Annotated in this window: 25 protein-coding genes and 1 tRNA gene; 16 read left to right on the top strand and 10 right to left on the bottom strand. The window is 65.2% G+C overall.

Translation table 11 applies throughout. From position 1 onward, the window contains the following. Positions 1–39 precede the first annotated feature (39 nt). From NG696_RS03680 to NG696_RS03665, 4 genes are all read left to right on the top strand, one after another. Positions 40–2,343, top strand: coding sequence for a carbon starvation CstA family protein (locus tag NG696_RS03680; protein ID WP_252574081.1), 2,304 nt, complete (start codon positions 40–42; stop codon positions 2,341–2,343). Beyond that, on the top strand, positions 2,340–2,543 hold the full coding sequence (locus tag NG696_RS03675; RefSeq protein ID WP_252574079.1) for a YbdD/YjiX family protein: 204 nt from the start codon (positions 2,340–2,342) through the stop codon (positions 2,541–2,543). Before NG696_RS03680 ends, NG696_RS03675 begins: the two co-directional genes overlap by 4 nt. 99 nt (positions 2,544–2,642) lie before the next feature. Continuing rightward, a complete protein-coding gene (locus tag NG696_RS03670) occupies positions 2,643–3,329 on the top strand; it encodes a bacterial proteasome activator family protein (RefSeq protein WP_252574077.1) in 687 nt (228 codons plus the stop codon). An 8-nt stretch (positions 3,330–3,337) separates the two neighbouring features. Then, positions 3,338–3,817, top strand: a complete 480-nt coding sequence (locus tag NG696_RS03665) for a hypothetical protein (RefSeq protein WP_252567117.1) — start codon at positions 3,338–3,340, stop codon at positions 3,815–3,817. Between the two features lie 20 nt (positions 3,818–3,837). Here NG696_RS03665 and NG696_RS03660 read toward each other — a convergent pair whose 3' ends face one another. Next, positions 3,838–4,023: a hypothetical protein gene (locus tag NG696_RS03660; RefSeq protein WP_252574075.1), complete on the bottom strand. Its 186-nt coding sequence runs from the start codon at positions 4,021–4,023 to the stop codon at positions 3,838–3,840. Positions 4,024–4,062: 39 nt separating this feature from the next. Then, positions 4,063–5,046 (bottom strand): hypothetical protein, encoded by a 984-nt coding sequence (locus tag NG696_RS03655; protein ID WP_252574074.1) that lies wholly within the window; start codon positions 5,044–5,046, stop codon positions 4,063–4,065. 55 nt (positions 5,047–5,101) lie between these two features. Between NG696_RS03655 and NG696_RS03650 the strand changes: the two genes are divergently transcribed. Beyond that, the gene (locus NG696_RS03650) at positions 5,102–5,599 is read left to right on the top strand and encodes a hypothetical protein (protein ID WP_252574072.1); all 498 of its coding nucleotides are present in this window, start codon (positions 5,102–5,104) and stop codon (positions 5,597–5,599) included. Between the two features lie 40 nt (positions 5,600–5,639). On the opposite strand, the gene NG696_RS03645 is transcribed toward NG696_RS03650, so the two are convergent. From NG696_RS03645 to tmk, 5 genes are all read right to left on the bottom strand, one after another. Further along, entirely contained in the window at positions 5,640–5,831 is a 192-nt protein-coding gene (locus NG696_RS03645) for a zinc-binding dehydrogenase (RefSeq protein ID WP_308291939.1), read from the bottom strand. Between the two features lie 421 nt (positions 5,832–6,252). Then, positions 6,253–6,325: transfer RNA gene (locus NG696_RS03640), tRNA-Thr, on the bottom strand. 108 nt (positions 6,326–6,433) lie between these two features. Then, the gene (locus NG696_RS03635) at positions 6,434–7,999 is read right to left on the bottom strand and encodes an alpha/beta hydrolase (protein ID WP_252574069.1); all 1,566 of its coding nucleotides are present in this window, start codon (positions 7,997–7,999) and stop codon (positions 6,434–6,436) included. 21 nt (positions 8,000–8,020) lie between these two features. Further along, positions 8,021–9,163 (bottom strand): DNA polymerase III subunit delta', encoded by a 1,143-nt coding sequence (locus NG696_RS03630; protein WP_252574068.1) that lies wholly within the window; start codon positions 9,161–9,163, stop codon positions 8,021–8,023. Further along, positions 9,160–9,816: a dTMP kinase gene (tmk, locus tag NG696_RS03625; RefSeq protein WP_252574066.1), complete on the bottom strand. Its 657-nt coding sequence runs from the start codon at positions 9,814–9,816 to the stop codon at positions 9,160–9,162. Before tmk ends, NG696_RS03630 begins: the two co-directional genes overlap by 4 nt. A gap of 53 nt (positions 9,817–9,869) precedes the next feature. On the opposite strand from tmk, the gene NG696_RS03620 reads away from it, so the two are divergent. Next, the gene (locus NG696_RS03620) at positions 9,870–11,060 is read left to right on the top strand and encodes a trans-sulfuration enzyme family protein (RefSeq protein WP_252574064.1); all 1,191 of its coding nucleotides are present in this window, start codon (positions 9,870–9,872) and stop codon (positions 11,058–11,060) included. Positions 11,061–11,069: 9 nt separating this feature from the next. Then, positions 11,070–11,420 carry a DUF2516 family protein gene (locus NG696_RS03615; protein WP_252567135.1) on the top strand — a complete coding sequence of 117 codons (351 nt, stop codon included), beginning with the start codon at positions 11,070–11,072 and terminating at the stop codon, positions 11,418–11,420. 55 nt (positions 11,421–11,475) lie between these two features. Here the strand turns inward: NG696_RS03615 and NG696_RS03610 are convergent, their stop codons facing one another. Continuing rightward, the gene (locus NG696_RS03610; protein WP_252574062.1) at positions 11,476–12,354 is read right to left on the bottom strand and encodes a class I SAM-dependent methyltransferase; all 879 of its coding nucleotides are present in this window, start codon (positions 12,352–12,354) and stop codon (positions 11,476–11,478) included. A gap of 99 nt (positions 12,355–12,453) precedes the next feature. Here NG696_RS03610 and NG696_RS03605 point away from each other — a divergent pair, with 99 nt between their 5' ends. Further along, complete coding sequence (locus NG696_RS03605; RefSeq protein ID WP_252574060.1) at positions 12,454–13,200, top strand: phosphoglyceromutase; 747 nt, start codon at positions 12,454–12,456, stop codon at positions 13,198–13,200. A gap of 71 nt (positions 13,201–13,271) precedes the next feature. On the opposite strand, the gene phoU is transcribed toward NG696_RS03605, so the two are convergent. Further along, the gene (gene phoU, locus NG696_RS03600) at positions 13,272–13,925 is read right to left on the bottom strand and encodes a phosphate signaling complex protein PhoU (RefSeq protein WP_252567141.1); all 654 of its coding nucleotides are present in this window, start codon (positions 13,923–13,925) and stop codon (positions 13,272–13,274) included. A gap of 202 nt (positions 13,926–14,127) precedes the next feature. Here phoU and NG696_RS03595 point away from each other — a divergent pair, with 202 nt between their 5' ends. Together NG696_RS03595 and NG696_RS03590 are read left to right on the top strand one after the other, a co-directional pair. Then, positions 14,128–15,336 carry a sensor histidine kinase gene (locus NG696_RS03595; RefSeq protein ID WP_252574129.1) on the top strand — a complete coding sequence of 403 codons (1,209 nt, stop codon included), beginning with the start codon at positions 14,128–14,130 and terminating at the stop codon, positions 15,334–15,336. Beyond that, entirely contained in the window at positions 15,333–16,013 is a 681-nt protein-coding gene (locus NG696_RS03590) for a response regulator (RefSeq protein ID WP_056342479.1), read from the top strand. The genes NG696_RS03595 and NG696_RS03590 overlap by 4 nt, the downstream gene beginning before the upstream one ends. A gap of 107 nt (positions 16,014–16,120) precedes the next feature. Here NG696_RS03590 and NG696_RS03585 read toward each other — a convergent pair whose 3' ends face one another. Then, on the bottom strand, positions 16,121–16,666 hold the full coding sequence (locus tag NG696_RS03585) for a hypothetical protein (protein WP_252574126.1): 546 nt from the start codon (positions 16,664–16,666) through the stop codon (positions 16,121–16,123). Positions 16,667–16,936: 270 nt separating this feature from the next. On the opposite strand from NG696_RS03585, the gene NG696_RS03580 reads away from it, so the two are divergent. The 6 genes from NG696_RS03580 to glgX all read left to right on the top strand — a co-directional run bounded on the left by NG696_RS03580 (position 16,937) and on the right by glgX (position 23,827). Then, positions 16,937–17,419, top strand: a complete 483-nt coding sequence (locus tag NG696_RS03580; protein WP_026266570.1) for a CarD family transcriptional regulator — start codon at positions 16,937–16,939, stop codon at positions 17,417–17,419. Positions 17,420–17,552: 133 nt separating this feature from the next. Continuing rightward, complete coding sequence (gene ispD, locus NG696_RS03575; RefSeq protein ID WP_252567145.1) at positions 17,553–18,359, top strand: 2-C-methyl-D-erythritol 4-phosphate cytidylyltransferase; 807 nt, start codon at positions 17,553–17,555, stop codon at positions 18,357–18,359. A gap of 2 nt (positions 18,360–18,361) precedes the next feature. Further along, complete coding sequence (ispF, locus tag NG696_RS03570) at positions 18,362–18,859, top strand: 2-C-methyl-D-erythritol 2,4-cyclodiphosphate synthase (RefSeq protein ID WP_252567147.1); 498 nt, start codon at positions 18,362–18,364, stop codon at positions 18,857–18,859. Positions 18,860–18,902: 43 nt separating this feature from the next. Continuing rightward, on the top strand, positions 18,903–20,360 hold the full coding sequence (gene cysS, locus NG696_RS03565; protein WP_252574058.1) for a cysteine--tRNA ligase: 1,458 nt from the start codon (positions 18,903–18,905) through the stop codon (positions 20,358–20,360). A 68-nt stretch (positions 20,361–20,428) separates the two neighbouring features. Beyond that, positions 20,429–21,418, top strand: coding sequence for a 23S rRNA (guanosine(2251)-2'-O)-methyltransferase RlmB (rlmB, locus tag NG696_RS03560; protein WP_252567151.1), 990 nt, complete (start codon positions 20,429–20,431; stop codon positions 21,416–21,418). Positions 21,419–21,715: 297 nt separating this feature from the next. Then, positions 21,716–23,827 (top strand): glycogen debranching protein GlgX, encoded by a 2,112-nt coding sequence (glgX, locus tag NG696_RS03555; protein WP_252574056.1) that lies wholly within the window; start codon positions 21,716–21,718, stop codon positions 23,825–23,827. The last annotated feature ends 170 nt before the right edge of the window (positions 23,828–23,997 follow it).

Below are 23,997 nucleotides of genomic sequence, written 5' to 3'. Positions count from 1 at the left end.
TGAGCAACTCACAGAAGCACCAAATCTCAAGGAGGAGACATGGTCAGCAGGCCTGACGAACCGGTACGTGCAGCGAAAGGAAGCGGCCCGTTGACCGCCGATCCGAAGCTTCCGCCAACGGCCGTGGACGAGGCCGTCCGCGAGGCTGAGGACAAGAAATGGACCCCGGCCAAGATCGCCTTGTGGGCAGCCATCGCCCTGCTTGGCGGCGTCGCCTGGTTCATGCTGGCCATCGTCCGGGGCGAGACCGTCAACGCGATCTGGTTCGTTTTTGCCTCCGTCTGTACCTACCTGATCGGTTACCGTTTCTACTCCAAGGTGATCGAACGCCTCATCACCAAGCCGGATGACCGCCGCGCCACGCCGGCGGAATACAAGGCTGACGGCAAGGACTACGTCCGCACAGACCGCAACGTGCTGTTCGGCCACCACTTCGCCGCCATCGCCGGCGCCGGCCCGCTGGTCGGGCCCATCATCGCGGCCCAGATGGGCTACCTCCCCGGCACCATCTGGATCATCATCGGCGTTGTGCTCGCAGGCGCCGTCCAGGACTACCTCGTGATGTTCTTCTCCATGCGCCGCGGCGGCCGTTCCCTCGGCCAGATGGCCCGCGAAGAACTGGGTGTCATCGGCGGAACGGCAGCACTGATCGCCACGCTGCTCATCATGGTGATCATCGTGGCGATCCTCGCGCTCGTCGTCGTCAACGCCCTGGGCGAAAGCCCGTGGGGCGTGTTCTCGGTGGGTATGACTATCCCGATTGCGCTGTTTATGGGCGTTTACCTGCGCTACATCCGGCCGGGCAAGATCATGGAAGTCTCCTTGATCGGCTTTGTGCTCCTGATGGCCGCCATCATCGGCGGCGGCCTGGTGGCGGAGACCGAATGGGGTTCCGCGTTCTTCACCCTGGACAAGGTGACCATTGCCTGGGGCCTCATTGTCTATGGCTTCATCGCCGCCATCCTTCCGGTCTGGCTGCTTTTGGCCCCCCGCGACTACCTCTCCACGTTCATGAAGATCGGCGTGATCGTGATGCTGGCGCTGGCCATCATCGTGGTCCGCCCGGAGATCACTGTCCCGGCCTTCAGCGAGTTCGCCAGCAGGGACAACGGGCCGGTCTTCCCCGGCGCCCTGTTCCCGTTCCTGTTTGTCACCATTGCCTGCGGGGCGCTATCCGGCTTCCACGCCCTGATCTCCTCGGGCACTACCCCGAAACTGATCGAGAAGGAACGCCAGACCCGCTTCATCGGCTACGGCGGCATGCTGATGGAGTCGTTTGTGGCCATCATGGCGCTGGTCGCGGCCATCTCCATTGACCGCGGGCTGTACTTCGCCATGAACGCGCCGGCCGCCCTGACCGGCGGCACGGTGGAAACCGCGGCCGCCTGGGTCAATGGCCTTGGCCTTTCCGGGGTCAACGTCAGCCCGGCCATGCTCGCGGAGACGGCGGCCAACGTCGGGGAGCAAAGCATTGTGTCCCGGACCGGCGGCGCGCCCACACTTGCCGTGGGACTCGCCCACATCATGCAGCAGTTCATTGGCGGGACGGCCCTGATGGCGTTCTGGTACCACTTCGCCATTATGTTCGAGGCGCTGTTTATCCTCACCGCGGTCGACGCCGGTACACGCGTTGCGCGCTTTATGCTGCAGGACTCCATCGGCAACTTCATCCCGAAGTTCAAGGAGCACTCGTGGCGGCCGGGAGCCTGGCTGTGCACCGCCGTTATGGTGGGCGCCTGGGGTGCCGTGCTGCTCATGGGCGTGACCGATCCGCTGGGCGGCATCAACACGCTGTTCCCGCTGTTCGGCATCGCCAACCAGCTGCTGGCCGCGATCGCGCTGTCCGTGTGCCTGGCCATCGTCGCCAAGCGGGGGAGCTTCAAATACCTCTGGATCGTGGCCGTACCGCTGGCGTTCGCGGCGGTGGTGACCATCACCGCGAGTTACCAGAAGATCTTCTCGTCAACACCCGCCGTCGGCTACTTCGCTAACAACGCAGCCTTCAGCAAGGCACTCGCGGACGGCAAGACCGAGTTCGGCTCAGCCAAGAGCGTTGCCGCCATGGAAGCCGTGGTGCGCAACACCGCGATCCAGGGCTGGCTGTCCGTCATCTTTGTGGTGCTCAGCATCATCGTCATCGCCATGGCGCTGGTGGCCACCATTAAGGCCTTCCGCAACCATTCCGCGGGGATCCCGAACATCGACAACGAGGATGAGGCCCGGCCGTCAAAGGTCTTCGCGCCCGCCAGCCTGATCCCCACACCCGCAGAACGTGAGCTGCTGGCCGAGTGGAACAAGCTGCCGGCCGAGCTGCGGTTCGAAAGGGCAGGTCACCACAAATGAGCCCCGGTCTGGCCGCGGTCGCAACAGGGTTCCGGAGTTTCGCCCGGTACCTCGGCGGCGTGCTCGGTGCTGATGCGTACGCCAAGTACCTGGAGCACTACCACGCGGCCGGACACGGGGAGCCACCGCTGACGGAACGCGAGTTCTGGCGGGACCGGACGGACCGCCAGGACTCCAACCCGCAGGGCCGGTGCTGCTGACGCTGACGGCCGGCCAGCCTTCATCGGCTGGCCGGCTGCATCAACTGGGCTGCTTCATCACCTGGACTGCCCGTCCTCGGCTCGTGAGAGTATGAACGCATGAGCGATCCGACAGACACTCAGCCTGATGATGTCCCCGTTGAGGGCAGGACCCTCGACAACGGCGAACCGGCCATGCCGGCTTTGCCCATCCCGGCTGGAGCCGGCCCCGGCGCAGCTGGTCCGGTCACTACCGGCCCGGCGGCGTCAAGCACGTCACTCGGGGGCAAGGCCAAGGGCAGCAACCTGCAGGACCTCGTGGACGAGCCCGCGAAAGTCATGCGGATCGGCACCATGATCCGGCAGCTCCTGGCAGAGGTTAAGTCGGCACCGCTGGACGACGCCGCGCGCGAACGCCTGGCCGAGATCCACGAACGTTCCATCAAGGAGTTGGAGGACGGGCTGGCACCGGAGCTCGTTGAAGAACTGGAACGGATCAGCCTGCCCTTCCCGGAGAACACCACACCGTCCGACGCCGAGCTTCGGATCGCCCAGGCGCAGCTGGTGGGGTGGCTGGAAGGCCTCTTCCACGGCATCCAGACGGCCATCGCCGCCCAGCATGCCGCACGTGAGCAGGCCGCCGCGCAGATGCACCTGAAGCAGCTTCCGCCGGGCACCATGATCGCCCCTGGTGTGGTTATCGGGGAGAACGGCGAGCCGCAGAGGGCCGCCGCCGGCCAGCATTCCGGTCCGGTGCCGTCAGGCCGGCCGGAGGACCCGGACCACGGTCCCGGCCAGTACCTCTAGGGTCCTGCATGGGATTCTTTACGGCCGCCCGCCAAGGGCGCAAGGACGATGCTGAGCTGGGCAAGGGCCTTTGGCGCCGCGCCCACGATCGTTTCCACCGTGGCCTGGACCGCTATCACCAGGTCCTCGAAGGTGTCGAAGAAGAGCAGCTTTATGCGGAACTCGTGGAAGTCGCGAACGAACTGGCGGGGCTCCTGGAACGTGTCCGTGTTGTTTGCGTCGAGGCCCAGCGGCGTTCGCCCAGTGAGGGGCTGGACATTCCTGGAGACTTGGCCGGTGTGCACCGGTCGCTGTCGAAGGCAGGCAATTCACTGGCTACCACCGCCGAGGCTGCAGCCATGCTGCGGCTCGCCGTCGGTCCCGTGCCGGTGGGGGCGGCCTCGGTACGCCGCCGCGCGGAATCAGTGTTCGAGCAGGTGGCTGACGCCGAACGCCGGCTCGCCGAGGACGCTGCAGCCGGCGGCCAGCCCGAAAGCCGTTCCGGCTGAGCGGTATTTCAGGCTAAGCGTCAGGCGGCGATCCGGGCCTGCTCCACGGCAACAGCGTCGATGGCGGCCCACGATTCCTCGCTGCCGCAGTTCCGGCTGGCAAAACGCTCGGCGTCCTTCAGGGAATCGAAGATTTCACTGCTGATCCGGCCGCAATCGGCGTCGAAGTACGTGACGTGAAATTCCTGTGCAAGTTGGTTTTCCATAAATCCAGTCTGCAACCGGGGTCTGACAATAACCGTTCATCAGTCCCGCGTGTCGCCCACGCGTAGCACCCGCTCCTGCGCGAGCATGGCCGAACGCCTGGCCTTATCGGCTGCCCGGGCCGCCTGCCTGGCCTCGGCTGCCGCCGTGCCCAAGTTTTTCCTGGCGCATTCCAGCTGCTCCTCCGCGGCTTTGAGCCGGTCGCGGAGCTCGCGTGTTTCGCGGGTCAGGTCCGCGACTTCGGCCTCCGTGTCTGCCAGCTGCCTTTGCCGGTCCGCGGCCAGCCGGGCCGACTCCTCCTCTGCTGCCTTGGCCTCGCCCAAGGCAGCGCTGGCCTTCTCCAGGGCCGAGGGGGACGCCGGCCGCGGAGTCTCCCGGACAGCCTTGAGGCGCGGCTGGTCCGCTGGTTTGCGTGTGCTAGGTTCCGCCGTCGTCCGTTCTTCTTCTTTTTCCGGCACAGTGGACGGTGGCTGTATGAGACGGCCCTGTGTGGTGGCGCGCGGCGCCGGCACTGCCCCGGGCACTGCTACGGCCCCATCGAGATCAACAGTGTCCACGCCGTCGGCGGACAGTGCCTGGACCAGCAGTCCGCTCTGGACGGCGGCGGTGGCACCTTCGTCGGCCGTCATCGCCTGCAGGGTGCGCTCGACGTCGGCGGCGATGGTGGCGCTGATGCTGCGCCCCTGTCGTTCTGCAAGGGAGCGGGCGGTGTCGACGGCGGTCCCCAGCAGTCTGCGGCGCTCCCGCGCCAGTTCCCGGAGGGCGGCGGCGTCGAGGGATGCATGGGCCGACCGCATCCGTTGGCCGAGCTCGGAAAGCTGCGCGAGCACTCCTGGCTCATGGATGGCCAGCATGTTGACGGCCCAGGCCGCCGCTGACGGTTTTGGCAAGGCCTTGACGGCGGCCGGGAGTTCCTTCCCGGAACCGGCGGCTGCCTTGGCTGCGGCGGTCCGGGCAGCCACAAATTCCTCGAAAGGCAGGGCGTACAGTTCGAACGCGATAGCCGCCAGCGCCTTGTCATCCATGCACGCCATCATAGGGGCAGCGAAGGCTCCCATTCCCGCCGCCTAGACTGGCCGCATGAGAAGAGTGTGGGGGCTCCTTGTCCGGCCGGCGGTTCTGATGTTGGCAGTCTGCATTCCGGTGGCTGGCTGCTCAACCGCCTGTCCGGCCATCGGGTGGGTCAACTCCATCACGGTTGAACTGGCGGGTGCCGTCTCGCGTGTGGATACCGTGCAGCTGTGCGCCGATGGCGCATGTTCGGAGCTGCGACCGGAGCCTGGGACTGCAACACCCCGGATTGTCGTGACAACACCGCTGGATGCCAGGGCTTCGCCCACCCCGGAAGCCCAGCCGACCATGGCCCCGTTTTACGCTGAAAGGATCGACGCCGATACCTGGCGGTTCACCGTCAGCATGAGCTCCCCGGACCACGTGACCGCAAAAGCGCTGTCTGCAACGGGCGAGGTCCTCGCCGAGAAGGAAGCCGACCTGGACTGGAAGCGAGTGGGCGGCTCAGCCCAATGCGGCGGTCCCTTGGAAGCTTCGCCGGTCGAGCTCACGATCCCGAACGGCTGAGGGCACTCTGGCCACTCAATGCGCTTTGGCAGGCAGTCCGTCAAGCGTTCAGGTCATTGACCGGAGACACACGCAGGACGATATCTCCCCTCTTGCGGCCGGTGTCGACCATGCGGTGCGCTGCAGCGATTTCAGGGAGTTCGTAGGTCCGGTCGATCACCGCCTGGTATGGGCCGGAGGCCGCAAGGTTTACCAGGAATGACAAGTCCTCCTCTGTGTGGTTGCTGCCGATCAGGGCAACTTTTGCCGGTGCGCCATCGTCGGACCGGTGCGAGGACGGCGCCTTTGAGATCGAATATGACGAGGAGGAGCGACCCGCCCGGTTTGATCACCTTTTCCACTCGTTCGAACGGAGCATTCTCGATACAGTCCATGATCACGTTTTATCGTCACGCGTTTTAACGCCAGGATGTTATGCCCAGGAAGGCGACGTCGTACCCCGACCGGTTCGACAGATCACGTGCAGCGGCAGAACCTGGTACCAGCAATAGTTCGTCCATGGCCGGACATTAGCAGTTGAGGATGACGGCGGGATGAATTTCGGTGGACCACAGGGAAACTTCCCGCAGCGGCGCAGTCCAATGCGGCGGGCTGTCGGAGCTTAACCAGCGAAAAACCCCCTAAAAACCTTGGTTTCTAGGGGGTTTATCCCGAGCTTCCTATCAGAATCGAACTGATGACCTTTTCATTACGAGTGAAACGCTCTACCGACTGAGCTAAGGAAGCACCGCACAAACCGCCCGGCGTAACCGGCCGGTTCATGCAAGAGTCAACTGTAATAGAGTCCCTGCGCCCGGGTCAAAATGGGCGCCCCAAACACCTCAGCAGAAGTCCTCAGCAGACGGTGTTGTCGGCGGGAACCGTTCCGTCCACAAGGTACTTGTCAACGGCGTCTTCGAGGCAGCTGTTGGCCCGGCCGTAGGCGGTGTGGCCCTCTCCCTGCCAGGTCAGCAGGGAGGCGTTGCCCAGCTGTTTGCGCAGGGATGCGGCCCATTCCACGGGGGTGGCAGGGTCGCCGGTGGTTCCGACAACCACGATGGGAGCGTCCCCGGTGTATTCCACCGGGGCGGGGGTCCGCAGGTTCTTATACGGCCAGTCCACACAGTTGGTGCCGCCGTAGGCGAAGAAGTAGCCCAGGGTGGGGGAGGCCTGCATAAGCTGTTGCTGTTCCGCGCGCATGGCGGCAGGGTCGGACACCATGGGGTAGTCCAGGCAGTTGATGGCGCCGAAGGCGAAGGTGGAGTTGGACGTGTACTTCCCGTCGGCGCCGCGGTCAGCGCCGAGGTCCGCCAGACGGAGCATCAGGCTGGCGTCACCGTTCAGTGCAGCTTCGAGGGCCTGGGTCAGGGCGGGCCAGCTCTGGTCGTTATACAGCGGAGTGATGAGGCCGCTGACGAACATCGTGGCGTTCACCAGGCGGCCGTCCTTGGCTTGCCAAGGTGTGTTCTGGACGGCGGTGATGAGGTCGCGGATCTGCTGGACTCCGCTGTCCACGTTCCCGCTGAGCGGGCACGAGGATTCCTGCTGGCAACTGGCCACGTAGGCCCTGATGGCTTTTTCGAAGGCCACGGCCTGGCCGCTGGTCAGCTCCTCGTTGCTGATGGACGGATCCAGGGCGCCATCCAGGACCATACGGCCCACGTTGTCCGGGAACAGCGAGGCGTAGGTTGAACCGAGGAACGTTCCGTAGGAGTACCCCAGGTAATTGAGCTTCGAGTCATTGACTACGGCCCGCAGGATGTCCAGGTCCTTGGCCGCGCTGACCGTGTCGACGTGGCCCAGTACCGGACCCGTCTTGGCGGCGCACTGCGCGGCGATTGCCTTGTTATCGGTCAACGCGGCGGCAAGCCCTGCATCGGTATCGAGGGCGTAGACCTTTGCCCGGGATGCGTCCCGTTCGGCATCCGTCAGGCACGTAACAGGGGCGGAGCGTTTGACGCCCCTCGGATCAAAGCCCACCAGGTCATAGTTGGCCCGGACAGACTGCGAGAAGTGCGTTCCGGCCGCATCCTTGACGAAGTCGTAGCCGGACCCGCCCGGACCGCCCGGGTTGACCAGCAGGCTGCCGGTCTTCTTGCCCGTGCTGGGAGCCCGCAGCGCAGCTATCTGGATCGTGTCGTCGTCCGGCTTCGCGTAGTCCATCGGCACGGTGACCTTGGCGCACTGGAAGCCGTTTTCGCAGGGCTCCCACACAACCTCTTGGGCGTAGAAGGTGTCCAAGCCGGCGGGCGCGGACGCCACGATAGCAGGGTCTGCCTTCGCCGTAGCGGGGGCCGCGTCCGGGGTGTCCCCGCCAAAGAGGCCGCACGAGGCCAGCGTCAGGGCCAGGATCAGGGCGCCGGCAGCCCGCAGCCCGATCACCAGGGATCGGGAGCGTGCGGGCAGGGGGCGTGCAGTCATCGAGCGGTCTCCTAGTAGTTGCTAGATCAGGCTGGCTGCCATGGACTCAATGGTCAACAGCGGTGCAACGTTGGTGGTGGTGATGCGTTGGCGGGCTTTGTTGATGGCGTCCATGCGGGCGAGGGTGGTGTCCGGGGCAGACCGGGCGGCGAATTCCTCCAGCTCACCCCTGAGCTCAACGTTTACCAGCTCCACGGCGTTCCCGAGCTGGATGATCAGCACGTCCCGGTAGAACGACAGGAGGTCCGTCAGCGTCCGGTCCAGGGAGTCCGTGATGGATCGCTTGGCCCGCCGTTTCTGGTCGTCTTCAAGCTGCCTGACCTGGCTGCGCATGGTCGGCGGAAGCGTCCCTGACTCCGGGGCCCCCAGGGTGGCCAGCAGCGAAGCCTTCTCGGCGGCGTCGCGCTCTTCATTTGAACTGTTGGCTTCGGCGGTGGCGATCTTCACCAGCTTGTCGGCCATCATCACCGCCGCGGTCACGCCGCGCAGACCCAGGGGGAACCTCGCCGTTTCCAGCCGGCGTTCCCTCGCTTCAGGGTCCCGCGCCAGCCGGCGGGCGATCCCCACATGGCTTTGCGCCGCGCGGGCAGCGCGTTCGGCCAGCGCCGGGTCCACGCCGTCGCGCTTGACGAGCAAAGCGGCGACGTCGGCGGCTGGCGGCAGCCGCAATGCCACGGCCCGGCAGCGCGAACGGATGGTCACCAGGACATCGGCGGGCGACGGCGCGCACAGCATCCAGATGGTCCGCGGCGTGGGTTCCTCGATGGCCTTCAGCAGCACATTGGTGGTCCGCTCGGCCATGCGGTCGGCGTCTTCCACCACAATGATCCGCCAGCGCCCGGACGACGGCCGGTTGCCCGCTTTGGATACCAGGTCGCGGGCTTCATCGATGGTGATGGTGACCTTCTCGGTCCTGACGTACGTCACGTCCGAATGGGTCTCGCCGAGGATGGTCAGGCAGGCGGGACACTCCCCGCAGCCGCGCCTGGCCACGTCGTCCTGATCGCAGTTGAGGGCGGCCGCGAAGGCCTTCGCGGCGTTGGAACGCCCGGATCCGGGCGGGCCCGTGAACAGCCAGGCATGGGTCAGTCCTTCGCCCCGCGAGGCATGGCGGAGCTGTTCGACGACGGCGGGCTGGCCCTGAAGGTCGTCCCAGACAGTCATGCGGCGCCCCGGCCTGCAGACGCGAGCAGGTCATCCACGCGGGTGAGGATCCGCGCGGCCAGTTCGTTGACGGGCAGATCCGCTGGCAGGACAAGATACGTATCCGGCCGGCTGGCGGCCAGTTCGAGGAACGCCCCGCGGATTGTTGAATGGAATGCATCGGCCTCTGACTCAAGGCGGTCTTCGGCGGCGTCGCCGGCTGTGCGGCGGCGGCGGCCGTCAGCGGGATCCACGTCCAGCAACACCGTGAGGTCGGGCTGCAGCCCCGACGTCGCCCATTCGTTGAGGGTACGCACGGCGTCGGTGCCCAGATCGCGGCCGGCCCCCTGGTAAGCGACGGAGGAATCAATGTAGCGGTCCGTCAGAACAACCTCGCCGCGTTCCAATGCCGGGCGGATGACCTGGCTGGCATGGGCCGCGCGGGAGGCAGCAAAGATGAGGGCCTCGGTGTGGGCGTCGATGTGGCCGTGGCCGTGGTCCAGGACCAGGGAACGCAGTTTTTCGCCAATGGGCGTCCCGCCGGGTTCGCGGGTCCGCAGGACCGTGAGGCCACGTGTTTCCAGGGTCTCGGCAAGCCGGGCCGCCTGGGTGGACTTGCCGGCGCCGTCGCCGCCCTCGAAGGCGATGAAAAGTCCAGGGCTGTTGGTGGTCACTGCTCAAGACTACCGACTTCGGACGCCGCCGCACGTCCAAGTACGCTTTCTCCATGAGTCTCTCGGAACAGTACGCAGCGTCCCTGTCGGCCGAAACCGTGGTGGTTGCCGCCGGCAGGCCGCCGCGTGAGCGGGACGAGCCCGTCAACCCGCCCATCGTGCTGTCCTCGACGTACTTCGGCACGGGAGCGCTGGGCGACGGGGACCGGGGCTACGGCCGCTATTCCAACCCCACCTGGGATCCATTTGAGGAGGCCCTGGGCCAGCTTGAAGGATCTGAACTGCCCGGCCTGCTCTACGCGTCCGGACTCGCGGCCGTCAGTTCGGCACTGTCCCTGCTGCCCGCCGGCGGCGTCCTTGTGATGCCGTCGCACAGCTACGCGGGTTCGCTGGTGATGGCCACGGAGCTGGCGCAGAAGGGCTTCCTGGAACTGCGGACTGTGGACATCACGGACACTGACGCAGTCAAAGCACAGCTCGCGCCGCAGGGACCGGACGCGAAAGCGGCCAGGATGCTGTGGCTTGAGAGCCCCACCAACCCGATGCTGGGCATCGCCGATATCCGCGAACTCACGGCGGCGGCCCACCGGGTGGGCGCCATTGTGGTGACGGACAATACGTTCTCCACGCCGTTGGTCCAGCAGCCGCTGAGCTTGGGTTCCGACGTCGTTCTTCACTCGGTGACCAAATATCTGGCCGGACATTCCGACGTCGTCCTCGGCGCCTTGGTGACGTCCAACCCGGACATCCGGGCAGCGCTGCTGCACCACCGCATCATTCATGGCGGTATCGCCGGGCCGTTCGAGGCATGGCTGGCACTGCGCGGGCTCCGGACCCTTGCCCTGCGTGTGGAACGATCGCAGGCTTCCGCCGCGCTCCTTGCGGAACGCCTGAGTACGCACCCCCTGATCGCTAGCATCCGGTTCCCGGGGCTCCCCACGGACCCCGGCCACGTGCGGGCCAAGACCCAGATGTCGGGCTTCGGTTCGATTGTGTGCGTGCAGATCGCGCCGGTTGCCGGGCTGAGCGGAGCAGACGCCGCGGACAAACTGGTCCGCGCGCTGCAGCTGTGGCTGCCGGCCACCTCCCTGGGCGGGGTGGAATCGCTGATCGAACGGCGCCGCCGGCACGCCGCTGAGCCGTGGAGCGTCCCGGACAATCTGGTGCGCCTGAGCGTCGGCATTGAGAATATTGAGGACCTCTGGGCCGATTTGAAGCAGGCGCTCGACTCGCTGGGCCGCTAGGCTTGGACGGTGGACGGTGAACTGATTATTCGGCCTGTTGAACAGGCAGTGTTTTTTACCCTTGCCCTGGTGGCACTGGGACTTGAGGTGTGGGCGCTGCTGGACTGCGTCCGGCACAAGTCGGCTGCATTTGAAGCCACCGGCAAGCGGACCAAGATGTTCTGGCTGGCACTGACCGGCGGCGCCACCCTGATCGGCGTCATCTCACTCTTCAGCAGCGGCGGAATCTTCGGCACGCTTGGCCTCTTTGGGCTCGCCGCCGTGGTGGCAGCGTCCATTTACCTCGCAGACGTCCGGCCAGCGGTCAAGGACGCAGGCCGCGGCGGTAGCCGTAATAAGGGGCCCTACGGCGGCTGGTAACCCAGCCTTACAGTTGTTCGTACTCCCCACCGGCACCCTCAGTTCGCAAGCTCACTCAGGGAACCCTGCCGGCGGGGGCCCCCGGCGCCACGGCTTCCCAGGCCACCGTTAGTTCGCCCAGGCGCCACCGCGCCGGGCCGTCCTGAACCGGCCACCCGCCGTCGAGCAGTGCCCTGCACATGGCCTGCCAGCGCTGCCTGTTCCCGAATGACGCCAGCGGCGCCGACTCCAGCCAGGCCCGGTCCATGGCCTGCATCAGCCGGTGGACAGACTCGCCCGGAACGTTACGGTGGATCAGCGCCTTCGGCAGCCGCTCGGCAATTTCCGACGGCAGGTCAAAGCTGCCGAACCGCACGGACATACTCAGTGACAATGGCCGCTCGGCGTCGAGGGCCACCCACGTCACCCGCCGCCCGATCTCATCGCACGTCCCGTCGATAAAGAGCCCGCCGGGGGCGAGCCGGCCCTGGACCAGCCGCCAGATCCCCGCCACATCAGCCTCTTCGTACTGCCGCAGGACGTTGAAGGCGCGGACCAGTACCGGGCGTCCGGGCAGCGGCAACTCGAAACCGCCCACCTGAAAGCTCAGCCCCGGCCTCTCGAGCGCCTTGGCGATCCGGACGCGCTCAGGCTCGATTTCGATTCCACACACGCGGACGTCCGGCCGGACGGCGCGGAGACGTTCAAAGAGTTCGACGGCGGTGGCCGGCGTTGCGCCGTAGCCCAGGTCAACCACGAGGGGGTCTTCGGCAGCGCGCAGGCGCCAGGCCTGGGGGCCAGTGAGCCATCGGTCCACCCGCCGCATCCGGTTGGGATTGGTGGTGCCCCGTGTGACGTTTCCGACCGGCCTGCCTGGCTTGGCGGGCCTGCCCGGCCCGCCGGGGGTCCTGCCCGAGATCGGGGCGTTCGCCACCCGTTCAGCTTTTTGCACCACCGCCCCACCATATCCCTACGGTTCCCTACGTTTCCGTGCGAAGTGTCGCCCCTTGTAACGCAAGGCGGGCGGCGCTGTGCCTCGGCTAGGATAAAAATCATGACTTACAAGCTGATTCTGCTGCGCCACGGCCACAGCGAATGGAACGCCAAGAACCTGTTCACCGGCTGGGTGGACGTTGACCTCAACGACCAGGGCCGCGAGGAAGCAGCACGCGGCGGTGAGCTCCTGGTTGAGAACGATCTTCTCCCGGATGTCCTCTACACCTCGCTCCTGAAGCGGGCCATCAACACGGCCAACATTTCCCTGGACAAGGCCGACCGCGGCTGGATCCCCGTCAAGCGGGACTGGCGCCTGAACGAACGCCACTACGGCGCCCTGCAGGGCAAGGACAAGGCACAGACTCTGGCCGAATACGGCGAGGAGCAGTTCATGGAATGGCGCCGCTCCTACGACACCCCTCCGCCTCCCCTGGACGACGACTCCGAGTTCTCCCAGGCCCACGACCCCCGTTACGCGGACCTCGGTGACGCGCTTCCCCGCACCGAGTGCCTCAAGGATGTCCTGGTCCGCCTCCTGCCGTACTGGGAATCGGACATCAAGGAAGACCTCAAAACCGGCAAGACCGTCCTGGTTACCGCCCACGGCAACTCGCTGCGCGCCCTGGTCAAGCACCTGGACGGCATCAGCGACGACGCCATCGCCAGCCTGAACATCCCCACGGGCATCCCGCTGGTCTACGACCTGGACGAGGACGTCCAGCCGGTCAAGCCGGGCGGCACCTACCTGGACCCGGACGCCGCTGCGGAAGCCATCCTGGCAGTGGCGAACCAGGGCAAGAAATAGAACTTAACGAACGACGGCGGGCCGGTCACCTCAGGTGACCGGCCCGCCGTCGTATGTGGTTTAGGGAGCGGCTAGGAGCGCTGCGGCTGCCATTCGCCGGTGACGAGGTACGTGACCTTGCGGGCCACGGACACGCCGTGGTCGGCGAACCGTTCGAAGTAGCGGCTGGCCAGGGCCACATCCACGGTGGTGGCGGGGGACTCGGCCCAGTCCGGGGCGGCGATCGCCTTGAAGACGCTCAGGTGAAGATCGTCGATGGTGTTGTTGGCCTTGAGGATGTCGCGGGCCACTTCGAGGTCCCGGGATTCCAGCAGCACGATGAGCTTGTCCGCGATCAGTTGGTCCTGCTCGGCCATTTTGTTGAACGTTTCCGTCATGGAAGCAGGGATCACGGTGGACGGGAAGCGCAGCCGGGCCAGCTGGGCGATGTGGCGGGCCAGGTCCCCCATCCGCTCCAGGGAAGCGCTCATGCGGAGGGCGCCCACGATCATCCGCAGATCGCTGGCCACCGGCCCCTGCAGGGCGAGGATGTCGATGGCGCGCTCATCCAGGCTGGTCTGCAAAAAGTCGATACGGGCGTCCGCGGCGATGACGTCCTCTGCCAGGTCTACGTCGGCAACCTGGAAGGACGTCGCAGCCTTCCCCAATGCCTCGCTGACCAACTTCGAAATCTCCACCAGCTGCTCACCCACCTGGGTCAGCTCTTCCTGAAAAACCTTACGCACGTGGGCGTCCTTTCTTTGGAACTCCGCCCCTCGGGTGGCAGACGGAACTCATGTCGCCATTCGGCACTCCAGCGTATAACTCTGTCAGCGTGCGGTAAACGATTAGTCGGTTGTAGATGAACGTTAGCTGAACCGTCCCCGTAATGGGCCATGACGCACCGTCTCGACAGGAACCACGGCCTAAGCTGGAGTTGTGGATCCTATGCTCATCGGTGTCATCGCCGGCCTGGTCGGCCTGTCGCTCGGCACCTTTGGCGTGCTCGCCTTCAGGATCAGTGAAAAGCAGCGCAAGCTTGTTGACGTCGACGTGGACGAACTCGCTTTGCCGGCCGGCGCCGCGGAAGTGTTGGCCGTCGTCGGACGGGCTTTTGTGGTGGTTGACGCGGTGGACGGTGTAGTGCGCGCCAGCCCGGCAGCTTATGCGTATGGCCTGGTGCGCGGCCATACGGTGGTTCACAAGGAACTTCTGGACATGACGGCCGGGGTGCGCCGCGATGGCGTGATCCTGGAAAAACGGCTGGAGCTGCAGCGCGGTCCGCTGGGCCACGGCACCATCATCGTGCAGGTCCGGGCGGCCATGCTCGGCGAGGAATATATCGTGCTTCTGGCCGACGACCGCACCGAAATTACCCGCACGGAAGAGATCCGCAACGACTTCGTGGCCAACGTGTCCCACGAGCTGAAGACCCCGGTGGGCGCAATTTCCCTGCTGGCCGAGGCACTGGAGTCCTCGGCCGACGACGAACAAGCAGTTCGCCGGTTCGCCAAGCGCATGCACAAGGAGTCAAGCCGGCTGGCCGCCCTGGTCCAGGACATCATCGAGCTGTCTCGCCTCCAAGGTGCCAGCGTGTCCCAGGAGGGCAAGGCCGTGGACATCAATGCGGTCATCACCGAAGCGGTGGACCGTTCCCAGCTCCCCGCTGAAAGCAAGAACATCCGGATCGTGGTGGGGGAGCGGGTTGAGGCCACCGTCTTTGGTGACCGGGACCTGCTGGTTACCGCTCTGCGTAACCTGATCGACAACGCCATCCGCTACTCCCCGGAGAACACCAGGGTGGGCGTGGGCGTCCGGTCAAAGGACGGGCTGATCGCAGTGTCGGTCACGGATCAGGGCGAGGGGCTGACCCCGGAGGACCAGGAGCGCGTGTTTGAGCGCTTCTACCGGGTGGATGCGGCGCGTTCGCGCCACACGGGCGGAACGGGCCTGGGCCTGAGCATCGTCAAACACGTTGCCTCCAACCACGGCGGTGAAGTGACATTGTGGTCACGGCCCGGCCAGGGTTCCACTTTCACCCTGCGGCTGCCTGAGATGGAAAGCCAGGACGCACCGGATACCGCAGGTGTCAAAGAACCAGCCGTACCCGAGCGTGGCAAAGAACGCGGCGTACATGAGCAAGGAGCTAGCGCTTGAGCAGGATTTTGATTGTCGAAGACGAAGAATCGTTCAGTGATCCGTTGTCCTATCTACTGGGCAAGGAGGGGTTCGAGGTAGAAGTGGTGGACAACGGCCTCGACGCCATCACCGAATTCGACCGGAACGGGGCGGATCTGGTGCTGCTGGACCTGCAGCTCCCCGGCCTGTCGGGCACCGAGGTCTGCCGCCAGCTGCGGCAGCGCTCCAGCGTTCCGGTCATCATGCTGACGGCCAAGGACTCCGAGATTGACAAGGTGGTTGGCCTGGAGCTTGGCGCTGACGACTACGTCACCAAGCCCTACTCCTCCCGCGAGCTGGTGGCCCGCGTCCGGGCCGTACTCCGCCGGCAGGGTGAACCTGAGGAACTGATCTCGGCCACAGTCCAGGCCGGCCCTGTCCGGATGGACATCGAACGGCATGTGGTCAGCGTGGATGGCCAGCAGGTCCTCTTGCCGCTGAAGGAGTTCGAGTTGCTGGAAATGCTGCTGCGCAACTCCGGCCGTGTACTCACCCGCGGCCAGCTGATCGACCGGGTCTGGGGTTCGGACTACGTGGGGGACACCAAAACCCTGGACGTGCATGTTAAGCGGCTGCGCGGCAAGATCGAGCCCGACCCGTCCATACCGCGTTTCCTGGTAACCGTCCGCGGCCTGGGCTACAAGTTCGAGCCGTAGGCCTCTCCGCCGTAAGGCACGCCGGGCATCAGGCGCAGCAGACTTCAAGTGCACAAAAAGGAGGGGCTCCCCGCGGGGAGCCCCTCCTTTTTGTGCTTTGTTGCTGCTTAGTGGGTCGCACCAGTGCCGGTGGCCGACGGCGACGGGCTGGGTGTGGCGGATCCGGTCGGTTCGCTGCCGGCAGGCAGGTACTCCTTGTACTCCGCGAGGGAAGCATCCAGGACAGGCACGCGGACAGTCTTGCTCACGTTGGTGCCGTCTTCGGTGATCTTCACATCGACGAGGGAGCCGGCGATGCCGCCGCTCGTGCTGAGGATGGCTTCATCTGTGGAGTCGTTGAGCAGGGTGTAGGAGTTGGCTTTCACCGGCACCTGCGTCTGTGAACCCTCGGCCCCGTTGACGGTGAGCTTGACGTCCTGTGAAGAGGAGTTGTAAACGGCGCCGAGCAGGCGGCCGGGCTTGTCTGCGCCGGCGGAGACAATCAGCATGTTGCGCAGCTGCAGCGGACCCAGGTCGGCGCGGATACCGTCCGACGCCGCGTACTGGTGAGAAGTCTGCTGGGGGTTGATGTAGCCACAGCCGGTCATCGTCGCCAGGGCGAGGGCCAGGGATCCTGCCGCCAGTGCCAGTTTGCCGCCCTGGGCCCGGTTCATCGCAGTGAAACGCACGTCACGTACTCCTCGAGAGTCTTGAAACATTATTCAGCCATAGCCTAGCGGCAAACCGGCCCAAACGAGGATTCCGCACGGTCATATTGCCCTTGGCAGCAGGCCGCGCATGCACTATTATCCGCATTCGTCAAGGGGTGGAAGGGGGTCTATTCTGCCCATTTTCCGCGTATTTCCGGGGTTCCGGGGCCGGTTCGAGGCCAGTCATATGCCTGAATCGTGATAAACTGGTCTGCGGGAAAGGGGAATGTCCACATGGTATTTGAGGTCGGCGAGACAGTAGTTTACCCTCACCACGGTGCTGCAAAAATTGAAGAAATCAAGATGCGCACTGTCAAGGGCGAAGAGAAAATGTATCTCAAGCTCAAGGTGGCTCAGGGTGATCTGACCATTGAAGTTCCAGCAGAGAACGTTGACCTTGTTGGGGTCCGTGACGTAGTGGGCAAGGAAGGTCTGGAGCACGTATTTGATGTTCTCCGGGCCGAGTTCACTGAAGAACCCACCAACTGGTCGCGCAGATACAAGGCAAATCTGGAGAAGCTTGCTTCCGGTGACGTCATCAAGGTAGCAGAGGTTGTTCGCGACCTCTGGCGCCGTGATCACGATCGGGGCCTTTCCGCAGGTGAGAAGCGCATGCTGGCCAAGGCCCGTCAGATTCTGATTTCAGAACTTGCACTGGCTGAAAAGACTGATGAAGAGAAGGCTGCAAGCGTTCTCGACGAGGTCCTGGCTTCCTAAGAATTGAGCCCCGGGGGTACGCAAGTGCCTCCGGGGTTTCTTTTTGCCTTTTTTCGGTCCAGTCCGCAGCGGCAGGCGCGTCGCGCGGGTGGGATTCGGCACGCCGGGCAAGCGGGCACGTAGGCTGGACCGCATGAACAACGGACTTCCCCGCCCCGTCACAGCCGTCGTCATTGTGGCCGCAGGTTCCGGCGAGCGGCTGGGTTACGGCATGCCCAAGGCGCGCGTGCCGCTGGGGAGCGACGCCATCCTCACCCATGCCCTCCGGGGCGTCGCTGCCGCCGGCGTCGCACGCCAGATCTGTGTGGCCCTGCCGCCCGGAGATGTGGTCCTGCAGGAATTGTGCGCGGCCTTCGCCGAGGAACTCCGGGCGGGGCACGATGGCAACCAGGAGAACCCGCTTCCCCTGCTGACAACGGTCGACGGCGGCGCCACCCGTGCCGCTTCCGTCCGGTCGGCGCTGGCCGCCTTGCTCGACGGCACCGAAGCGGTGCTGGTCCATGACGCCGCCAGGGCACTGACGCCCGAGTATGTCTTCCACCGTGTCGTTGATTCGCTGGCGGCCGGCGCCGTTGCAGTGATTCCTGCGGTACCGGTGGTGGATACGGTGAAGATGGTTGCTCCCACGAGCGGTGAGGACAGCAGGATCGCCCCGGAACTCGTGACCGGGACCGCGCCGCGGGAGGAACTCCGTTCGGTCCAGACGCCCCAAGGCTTCCGCCTGTCCACACTGATCCAGGCGCATCAGGCGGCGGCGGACTTTGACGAGAAACAGGCTGCGGCGGTCACCGACGACGCCATGCTGGTGGAACTCCTGGGAGTTCCCGTGCACGCCGTCCATGGCTCCACACAGTCATTAAAAATCACCACACCGCTGGACCTGATCATTGCCGAGGGGCTGCTGGAAGGCCCGCTGGGCATCCGCTGGGTGGAGGGTTAGGCATGAGTGAAGCCAAGATGATCCTGCCGCGTACGGGTATCGGCCTGGATGTCCATGCCTACGCGTCCCCTGACCTTCCCCGTCCGCTCTGGCTGGGCGGGCTGTTCTGGGAAGGCGAGCGTGGACTGGCCGGGCATTCGGACGGGGACCCGGTGGCCCACGCCGCCGCCGACGCCCTGTTCTCGGCCGCCGGCATCGGGGACCTCGGCACGCATTTCGGCACCGACCGTCCGGAGTTCGCCGGAGCCTCCGGCGTCACGCTCCTGACCGAGGCGGCGAGGATTGTCCGTGCGGCCGGCTTTGAGATCGGCAACGTGGCAGTGCAGTTCGTGGCTACCCGGCCCAAATTCGGCCCGCGGCGGGAAGAGTCCCAACGCGTGCTGAGCGACGCGGCCGGGGCGCCGGTCAGCGTCACGGCCACCACCAGCGACGGACTCGGTTTCACCGGCAGGGGCGAGGGAATTTCCGCCGTCGCCACCGCTTTGGTCTATCCCCGGTGATTCAACCCGGCGCTGCGCAGGCCTTTTCCGCTAATCTGGAGCGGTGACTCTCCGCTTCTATGACACCGCGTCCGCCGAAGTCCGTGACTTCGTTCCCCTCGTCCCGGGAAAAGCGAGCCTGTACTACTGCGGAGCCACCGTGCAGGGCATGCCGCACGTTGGCCACATCCGCTCGGCGATCGCCTTTGACCAGCTCACCCGCTGGCTTGAGTACCGGGGGCTGCGGGTCACCGCGGTCCGCAACGTCACGGACATCGACGACAAGATCCTCGCCAAGTCTGCCGAATCGTTCAGACCGGACTTCGAAGCCGGACCGGACGCTGTCCGCGAGGAGGAATGGTGGGCCCTGGCCTACCGCTACGAGCAGGCGTTCCTGCAAGCCTACGACACGCTCGGCGTTTCCCGCCCCACCTATGAGCCACGGGCAACCGGCCATATCCCCGAAATGCATGCGCTGATCCAACAGCTGATCGACCGGGGCCACGCCTACCCGGCGCTGGACGATTCCGGCGACGTCTACTTCGACGTACGGTCCTGGGACAAGTACGGGACACTGACGCGCCAGAACATTGACGACATGCAGGGCGCCCCGGATGCGGATCCCCGGGGCAAGAAGGACCCCCGAGACTTTGCGCTGTGGAAGGGCTCCAAAGAAGGAGAGCCGACGACGGCGAGCTGGGCCTCGCCCTGGGGCGCCGGCCGCCCGGGCTGGCACCTCGAGTGCTCGGCCATGGTCACCAAGTACCTCGGCACCGAATTTGATATCCACGGCGGCGGACTGGACCTGCGCTTCCCGCACCACGAAAACGAAATGGCCCAGTCCCAGGCCGCAGGGCACGGTTTCGCCAACTTCTGGATGCACAACGGCATGGTCACCTACCAGGGCGAAAAAATGTCCAAGTCCATCGGCAACACCATCAGCCCTTCGGAGATGCTGGACCTCGCGTCACCGCGGGTGGTCCGCTACTACCTCGGGCAGGCCCACTACCGCTCAGTGCTGGACTACCGCCCCACGTCGCTCGAAGAGGCCGCCGCCGCCGTCGAACGCATCGACGGCTTCATCAGCCGCGCCGTTCGGGTGCTCGCCGCTGGTGGGAACTACACCTTCGCCACCTATGGCAAGGTTCCCGAGGCGTTCGAGAACGCCATGGATGACGATCTCAACGTGCCGCAGGCCCTCGCCGTGGTCCACGAAACAGTCCGTGCCGGAAATACTGCCTTGACGGAGGGGAAGCTGGAGGACGCACAGCAGTCCCTGCACAGCGTGCATGACATGCTGCGGGTCCTGGGCCTGAATGCGGTGGCTTCCGGCCCGGCGTCGGACGCCCGGGAGTCGGCCGCCCTCGACGTCCTGGTGGAAGCCCAGCTCGCTGCCCGCACCCGGGCCCGGGCCACCAAGGACTGGGCTGCCTCCGACGCCATCCGCGACACGCTGAAGGCGGCCGGCGTCGTCGTCGAAGATGGCCCAAATGGCGCTACCTGGAGCCTGCAACGGGACTGAACCGGCGATTTTACTTGATTCAGTAGACTGGTAAGCAGACTCAGTCAAACAATCAAGGGTGGAAAATCATGGCCAACAACGGTCGCCGGTCGGTCAAAGCAAAGAAGGGGCCAACCATCGGAACCGGTGGTCATGGCCGTAAGGCCCTGGAAGGCAAGGGTCCCACGCCCAAGGCGGAGGACCGCCCGTACCACAAGGCGCACAAGAGCAAGCAGCTGTCCGAGCGTTCGGCCGCCAAGCGCGGTACGGGCGCCCGCAGCGCCGGCGCCTCCCGCACGGGCCCCAAGGGCCGCGCCACCGAGGAAGTCGTCACCGGCCGTAACTCCGTGGTGGAAGCCCTCCGCGCCGGGATCCCCGCGAAGGCCCTGCACATCGCCATCCGGATTGAAATGGATGACCGTGTCAAGGAGTCGCTGAAGATCGCCGCCGAACGCGGTATCCCGCTGCTCGAGACCGGCAAGCCCGAACTTGACCGCATGACGGACGACGCCATCCACCAGGGCCTGGTCCTGCAGATCCCGCCGTACGAGTACCAGGACGCCTATGACCTGGCCGAGGAAACCGTGGACCGCTGGAAGAAGGGCCACGTATCCAACGCCCCGTTGTTCGTTGCCCTTGACGGCATCACGGACCCGCGCAACCTTGGTGCCATCATCCGCTCCGTCTCGGCCTTCAGCGGCCACGGCGTCATCGTCCCGGAACGCCGCTCCGTGGGCGTCACAGCCTCGGCCTGGAAGACCAGCGCCGGCGCTGCCGTGCGTGTTCCCGTGGCACGTGCCGCCAACCTGAACAGTGCCCTGAAGCAGTTCAAGAACATGGGCATCTTTGTCCTGGGGCTCGACGGCGACGGCGACGTTTCGCTGCCTGACCTCACCCTGGCCACCGAGCCCGTCTGCATTGTGGTCGGTTCCGAGGGCAAGGGCCTGAGCCGCCTGGTCCGCGAAAACTGCGACCAGATCGTCTCCATCCCGATCAACTCCGCCATGGAATCGCTCAACGCGTCCATGGCCGTTGGTATCTCGCTGTACGAAATCTCGAGGCAGCGCGCCGTCAAGTAGTAGCTGAGCCGCGGCGCGGGGCGGCACGGCGGACATCCTCTGCGTGCTGCTCCTTCGTCGCTCTGACGCACGCTTCCGGATGCCCGCCGTTCCGCGAACGCTCTCCCACCTTTGGCGGGTATAACAGCAACGCTCTCGCAGTTCCTGCAACCTAAACAGAAACGCTCTCTCACCCGGTGAGACAGCGTTTCGGTTTAAGGCGCGAAAACTGCGAGAGCGTTGGAGCGTGGTGGGTCCGGGTGACGTCATAAAAGCGCCAGTGCAGTTCAACAGCCGCTGGCCGCTACCATTGACGTGATGGTCATGCCGCTTTTCGATACCGCTTCCACCAAGGATGCCTCTTCGGCATATCCGCTCGGTGTCAGCGTCCCGCGCCCGGGATCGGGAGCGGATTACGGCGTGCAGTCCAGCGCCAACGTCGCCGTGTACGCCCCGGCCGTGGAGAACCTTGAGATTGCCTACAAGGCCCCCGGCAGCGAGTGGCATCTGCAGACCCTGCCCAACGTCACCCACGGCGTGCACCACGGAATTGTTGAGGATTTCCCGTACGGATCGCTGTACGGTTTCCGCGCCACGTCCAAGGCGGACCCGTTGCCGCTGGCGGTCCCCATCGTGGACCTGGACGACGACGGCGGGCAGCCGCTTCTGCTCGATCCTTACGGCCGGGCGGTGGACCAGCGGGAAGGATTCCTGACGAGCGTCCGGATGGCCGGCGATTTTGACTGGGGCACCGACGAGCGGCCCCGGACGCAGTGGCGGAACACCATCATCTACGAGGCCCATGTCCGCGGCCAGAGCATGCTGCATCCCGATGTCCCCGAGGAACTGCGCGGCACCTACGCCGGAATGGCCCATCCGGCCATCATCGAGCATTTCAAGAGCCTGGGCATAACCGCTGTCCAGCTGCTCCCGGTGCACTTCCACCTCGATGAGTTGCACCTGCAGAACCTCGGCCTGACCAACTACTGGGGCTACAACACGGCCGCGTTTTTCGCACCGCACGCGGCCTATGCGACGCAGGCGTCGCAGAACTCCGGACCGCACGCCGTCCAGGACGAGTTCAAGGGAATGGTCAAGCTGCTCCACGCGGCAGGGCTTGAAGTGATTCTCGACGTCGTCTATAACCACACTGCCGAAGGCGGCCCGGCCGGCCAGGCCATCAGCTTCCGCGGACTCGGTGAGGACACGTACTACCGAACGGATGGCCACGGGAAGTACATCGACACAACGGGCTGCGGCAACAGCCTGAATTTCGGCCAGCCCCGGGTGGTCCAGTTGGTGCTGGATTCCCTCCGGTATTGGGTGGACGAATTCCACATCGACGGCTTCCGCTTCGACCTGGCCGTGACGCTCTGCCGGAACGCGGACAACGAGTTTGATCCCCGCCACCCGTTCCTGGTGGCTGTGGCCGCCGATCCGGTGCTGTCTGACGTAAAACTGATCGCCGAGCCCTGGGACGTGGGCTACGGCGGCTGGCAGACGGGACGGTTCCCGGGCGGCTGGGTTGACTGGAACGACCACTTCCGGGACGGCGTCCGCTCCTTCTGGCTTGCGGACCGGGCGGCCATCGAAGCCGGCGGGCAGGGCGGGTCCGTGGCGCGGCTGGCTGATGCCTTGTCCGGGTCTGCCGGTCTCTTTGAAGCATCGGGCCGTTCCAGGCTGGCGTCGGTTAACCTCATCACGGCACACGACGGCTTCACCCTTAACGACCTTGTGTCCTACGACCGTAAACACAACGAGGCCAACGGCGAGCAGAACCGGGACGGGCACGGGGACAACCGCAGCTACAACCACGGTTTCGAAGGCAGGAGCGAGGACGAGAGCATCCTGGCGCAGCGGTCGCAGTCCCGGCGGAACCTCATGGCGTCCCTGATGATTTCGCTCGGTGTGCCGATGATCACGGCCGGCGACGAGCTGGCACGCACGCAGCAGGGAAACAACAACGCCTACTGCCAGGACAACCCACTGGCCTGGCTCGACTGGACGCGTACGCCGGAATCCGCAGAGATGCTCCGCAGCACCAAGCGCTACGTCCGGCTGCGCAAGGAGTTCCTGGCAAGCCAACCCCATGATTTTCCAGCTCGGGATGAGCAGTCCTATATCTACTGGTTTGATCACTCGGGACAGCCCATGTCCATGGATCAGTGGAATGATCCCCGGCACCGGGTCATGCAGCTCCTGCTTGGCTCCGATGACGGCACGCTGGCGGGCCTCGTGGTGGTCAACGGCAGCGGCTCCGACGTGAAAATCACCCTTCCGGAACTCAAGAACGACGACGGAACGCCCCGCAGGATGTTCGAACTCCGGCTGACAACGTCGCCGCTTCACGAGCTTCGACAGGGCAGCCGCGTGGCGTCCGGCGAGACGGACAGCATCGAGGCGAACTCGATTAACATCTACCGCACTTAACTGCGGAGGGGACCAAAATTGCGCAACCGCTCCATTGCCCTGCTGCTGACCGGGCTGCTGACCGGGCTGCTGGCCCTAGGGCGTGTCTCCTAATAGGGTGCTCCAGATGACGACGGCGTGCAGAACGGTCGCTGAGCGGTAGGTGAGGGCCAGTTTGTCGTAGCGGGTGG

This window comes from Pseudarthrobacter cellobiosi, from assembly GCF_023913755.1.
In the GTDB taxonomy this organism is placed as follows: Bacteria; Actinomycetota; Actinomycetes; order Actinomycetales; family Micrococcaceae; genus Arthrobacter; species Arthrobacter cellobiosi.
Note: the sequence above shows the minus strand (reverse complement) of the source record. Positions and strands in the feature narration are given on the sequence as shown.

Coding starts and splice junctions, on each gene's coding strand:
- NG696_RS03680 (WP_252574081.1), top strand. CDS start 40: ATGGTCAGCAGGCCTGACGAACCGGTACGTGCAGCGAAAGGAAGCGGC.
- NG696_RS03675 (WP_252574079.1), top strand. CDS start 2,340: ATGAGCCCCGGTCTGGCCGCGGTCGCAACAGGGTTCCGGAGTTTCGCC.
- NG696_RS03670 (WP_252574077.1), top strand. CDS start 2,643: ATGAGCGATCCGACAGACACTCAGCCTGATGATGTCCCCGTTGAGGGC.
- NG696_RS03665 (WP_252567117.1), top strand. CDS start 3,338: ATGGGATTCTTTACGGCCGCCCGCCAAGGGCGCAAGGACGATGCTGAG.
- NG696_RS03660 (WP_252574075.1), bottom strand. CDS start 4,023: ATGGAAAACCAACTTGCACAGGAATTTCACGTCACGTACTTCGACGCC.
- NG696_RS03655 (WP_252574074.1), bottom strand. CDS start 5,046: ATGGATGACAAGGCGCTGGCGGCTATCGCGTTCGAACTGTACGCCCTG.
- NG696_RS03650 (WP_252574072.1), top strand. CDS start 5,102: ATGAGAAGAGTGTGGGGGCTCCTTGTCCGGCCGGCGGTTCTGATGTTG.
- NG696_RS03635 (WP_252574069.1), bottom strand. CDS start 7,999: ATGACTGCACGCCCCCTGCCCGCACGCTCCCGATCCCTGGTGATCGGG.
- NG696_RS03630 (WP_252574068.1), bottom strand. CDS start 9,163: ATGACTGTCTGGGACGACCTTCAGGGCCAGCCCGCCGTCGTCGAACAG.
- NG696_RS03620 (WP_252574064.1), top strand. CDS start 9,870: ATGAGTCTCTCGGAACAGTACGCAGCGTCCCTGTCGGCCGAAACCGTG.
- NG696_RS03605 (WP_252574060.1), top strand. CDS start 12,454: ATGACTTACAAGCTGATTCTGCTGCGCCACGGCCACAGCGAATGGAAC.
- NG696_RS03595 (WP_252574129.1), top strand. CDS start 14,128: ATGCTCATCGGTGTCATCGCCGGCCTGGTCGGCCTGTCGCTCGGCACC.
- NG696_RS03585 (WP_252574126.1), bottom strand. CDS start 16,666: ATGAACCGGGCCCAGGGCGGCAAACTGGCACTGGCGGCAGGATCCCTG.
- NG696_RS03580 (WP_026266570.1), top strand. CDS start 16,937: ATGGTATTTGAGGTCGGCGAGACAGTAGTTTACCCTCACCACGGTGCT.
- ispD (WP_252567145.1), top strand. CDS start 17,553: ATGAACAACGGACTTCCCCGCCCCGTCACAGCCGTCGTCATTGTGGCC.
- ispF (WP_252567147.1), top strand. CDS start 18,362: ATGAGTGAAGCCAAGATGATCCTGCCGCGTACGGGTATCGGCCTGGAT.
- rlmB (WP_252567151.1), top strand. CDS start 20,429: ATGGCCAACAACGGTCGCCGGTCGGTCAAAGCAAAGAAGGGGCCAACC.
- glgX (WP_252574056.1), top strand. CDS start 21,716: ATGGTCATGCCGCTTTTCGATACCGCTTCCACCAAGGATGCCTCTTCG.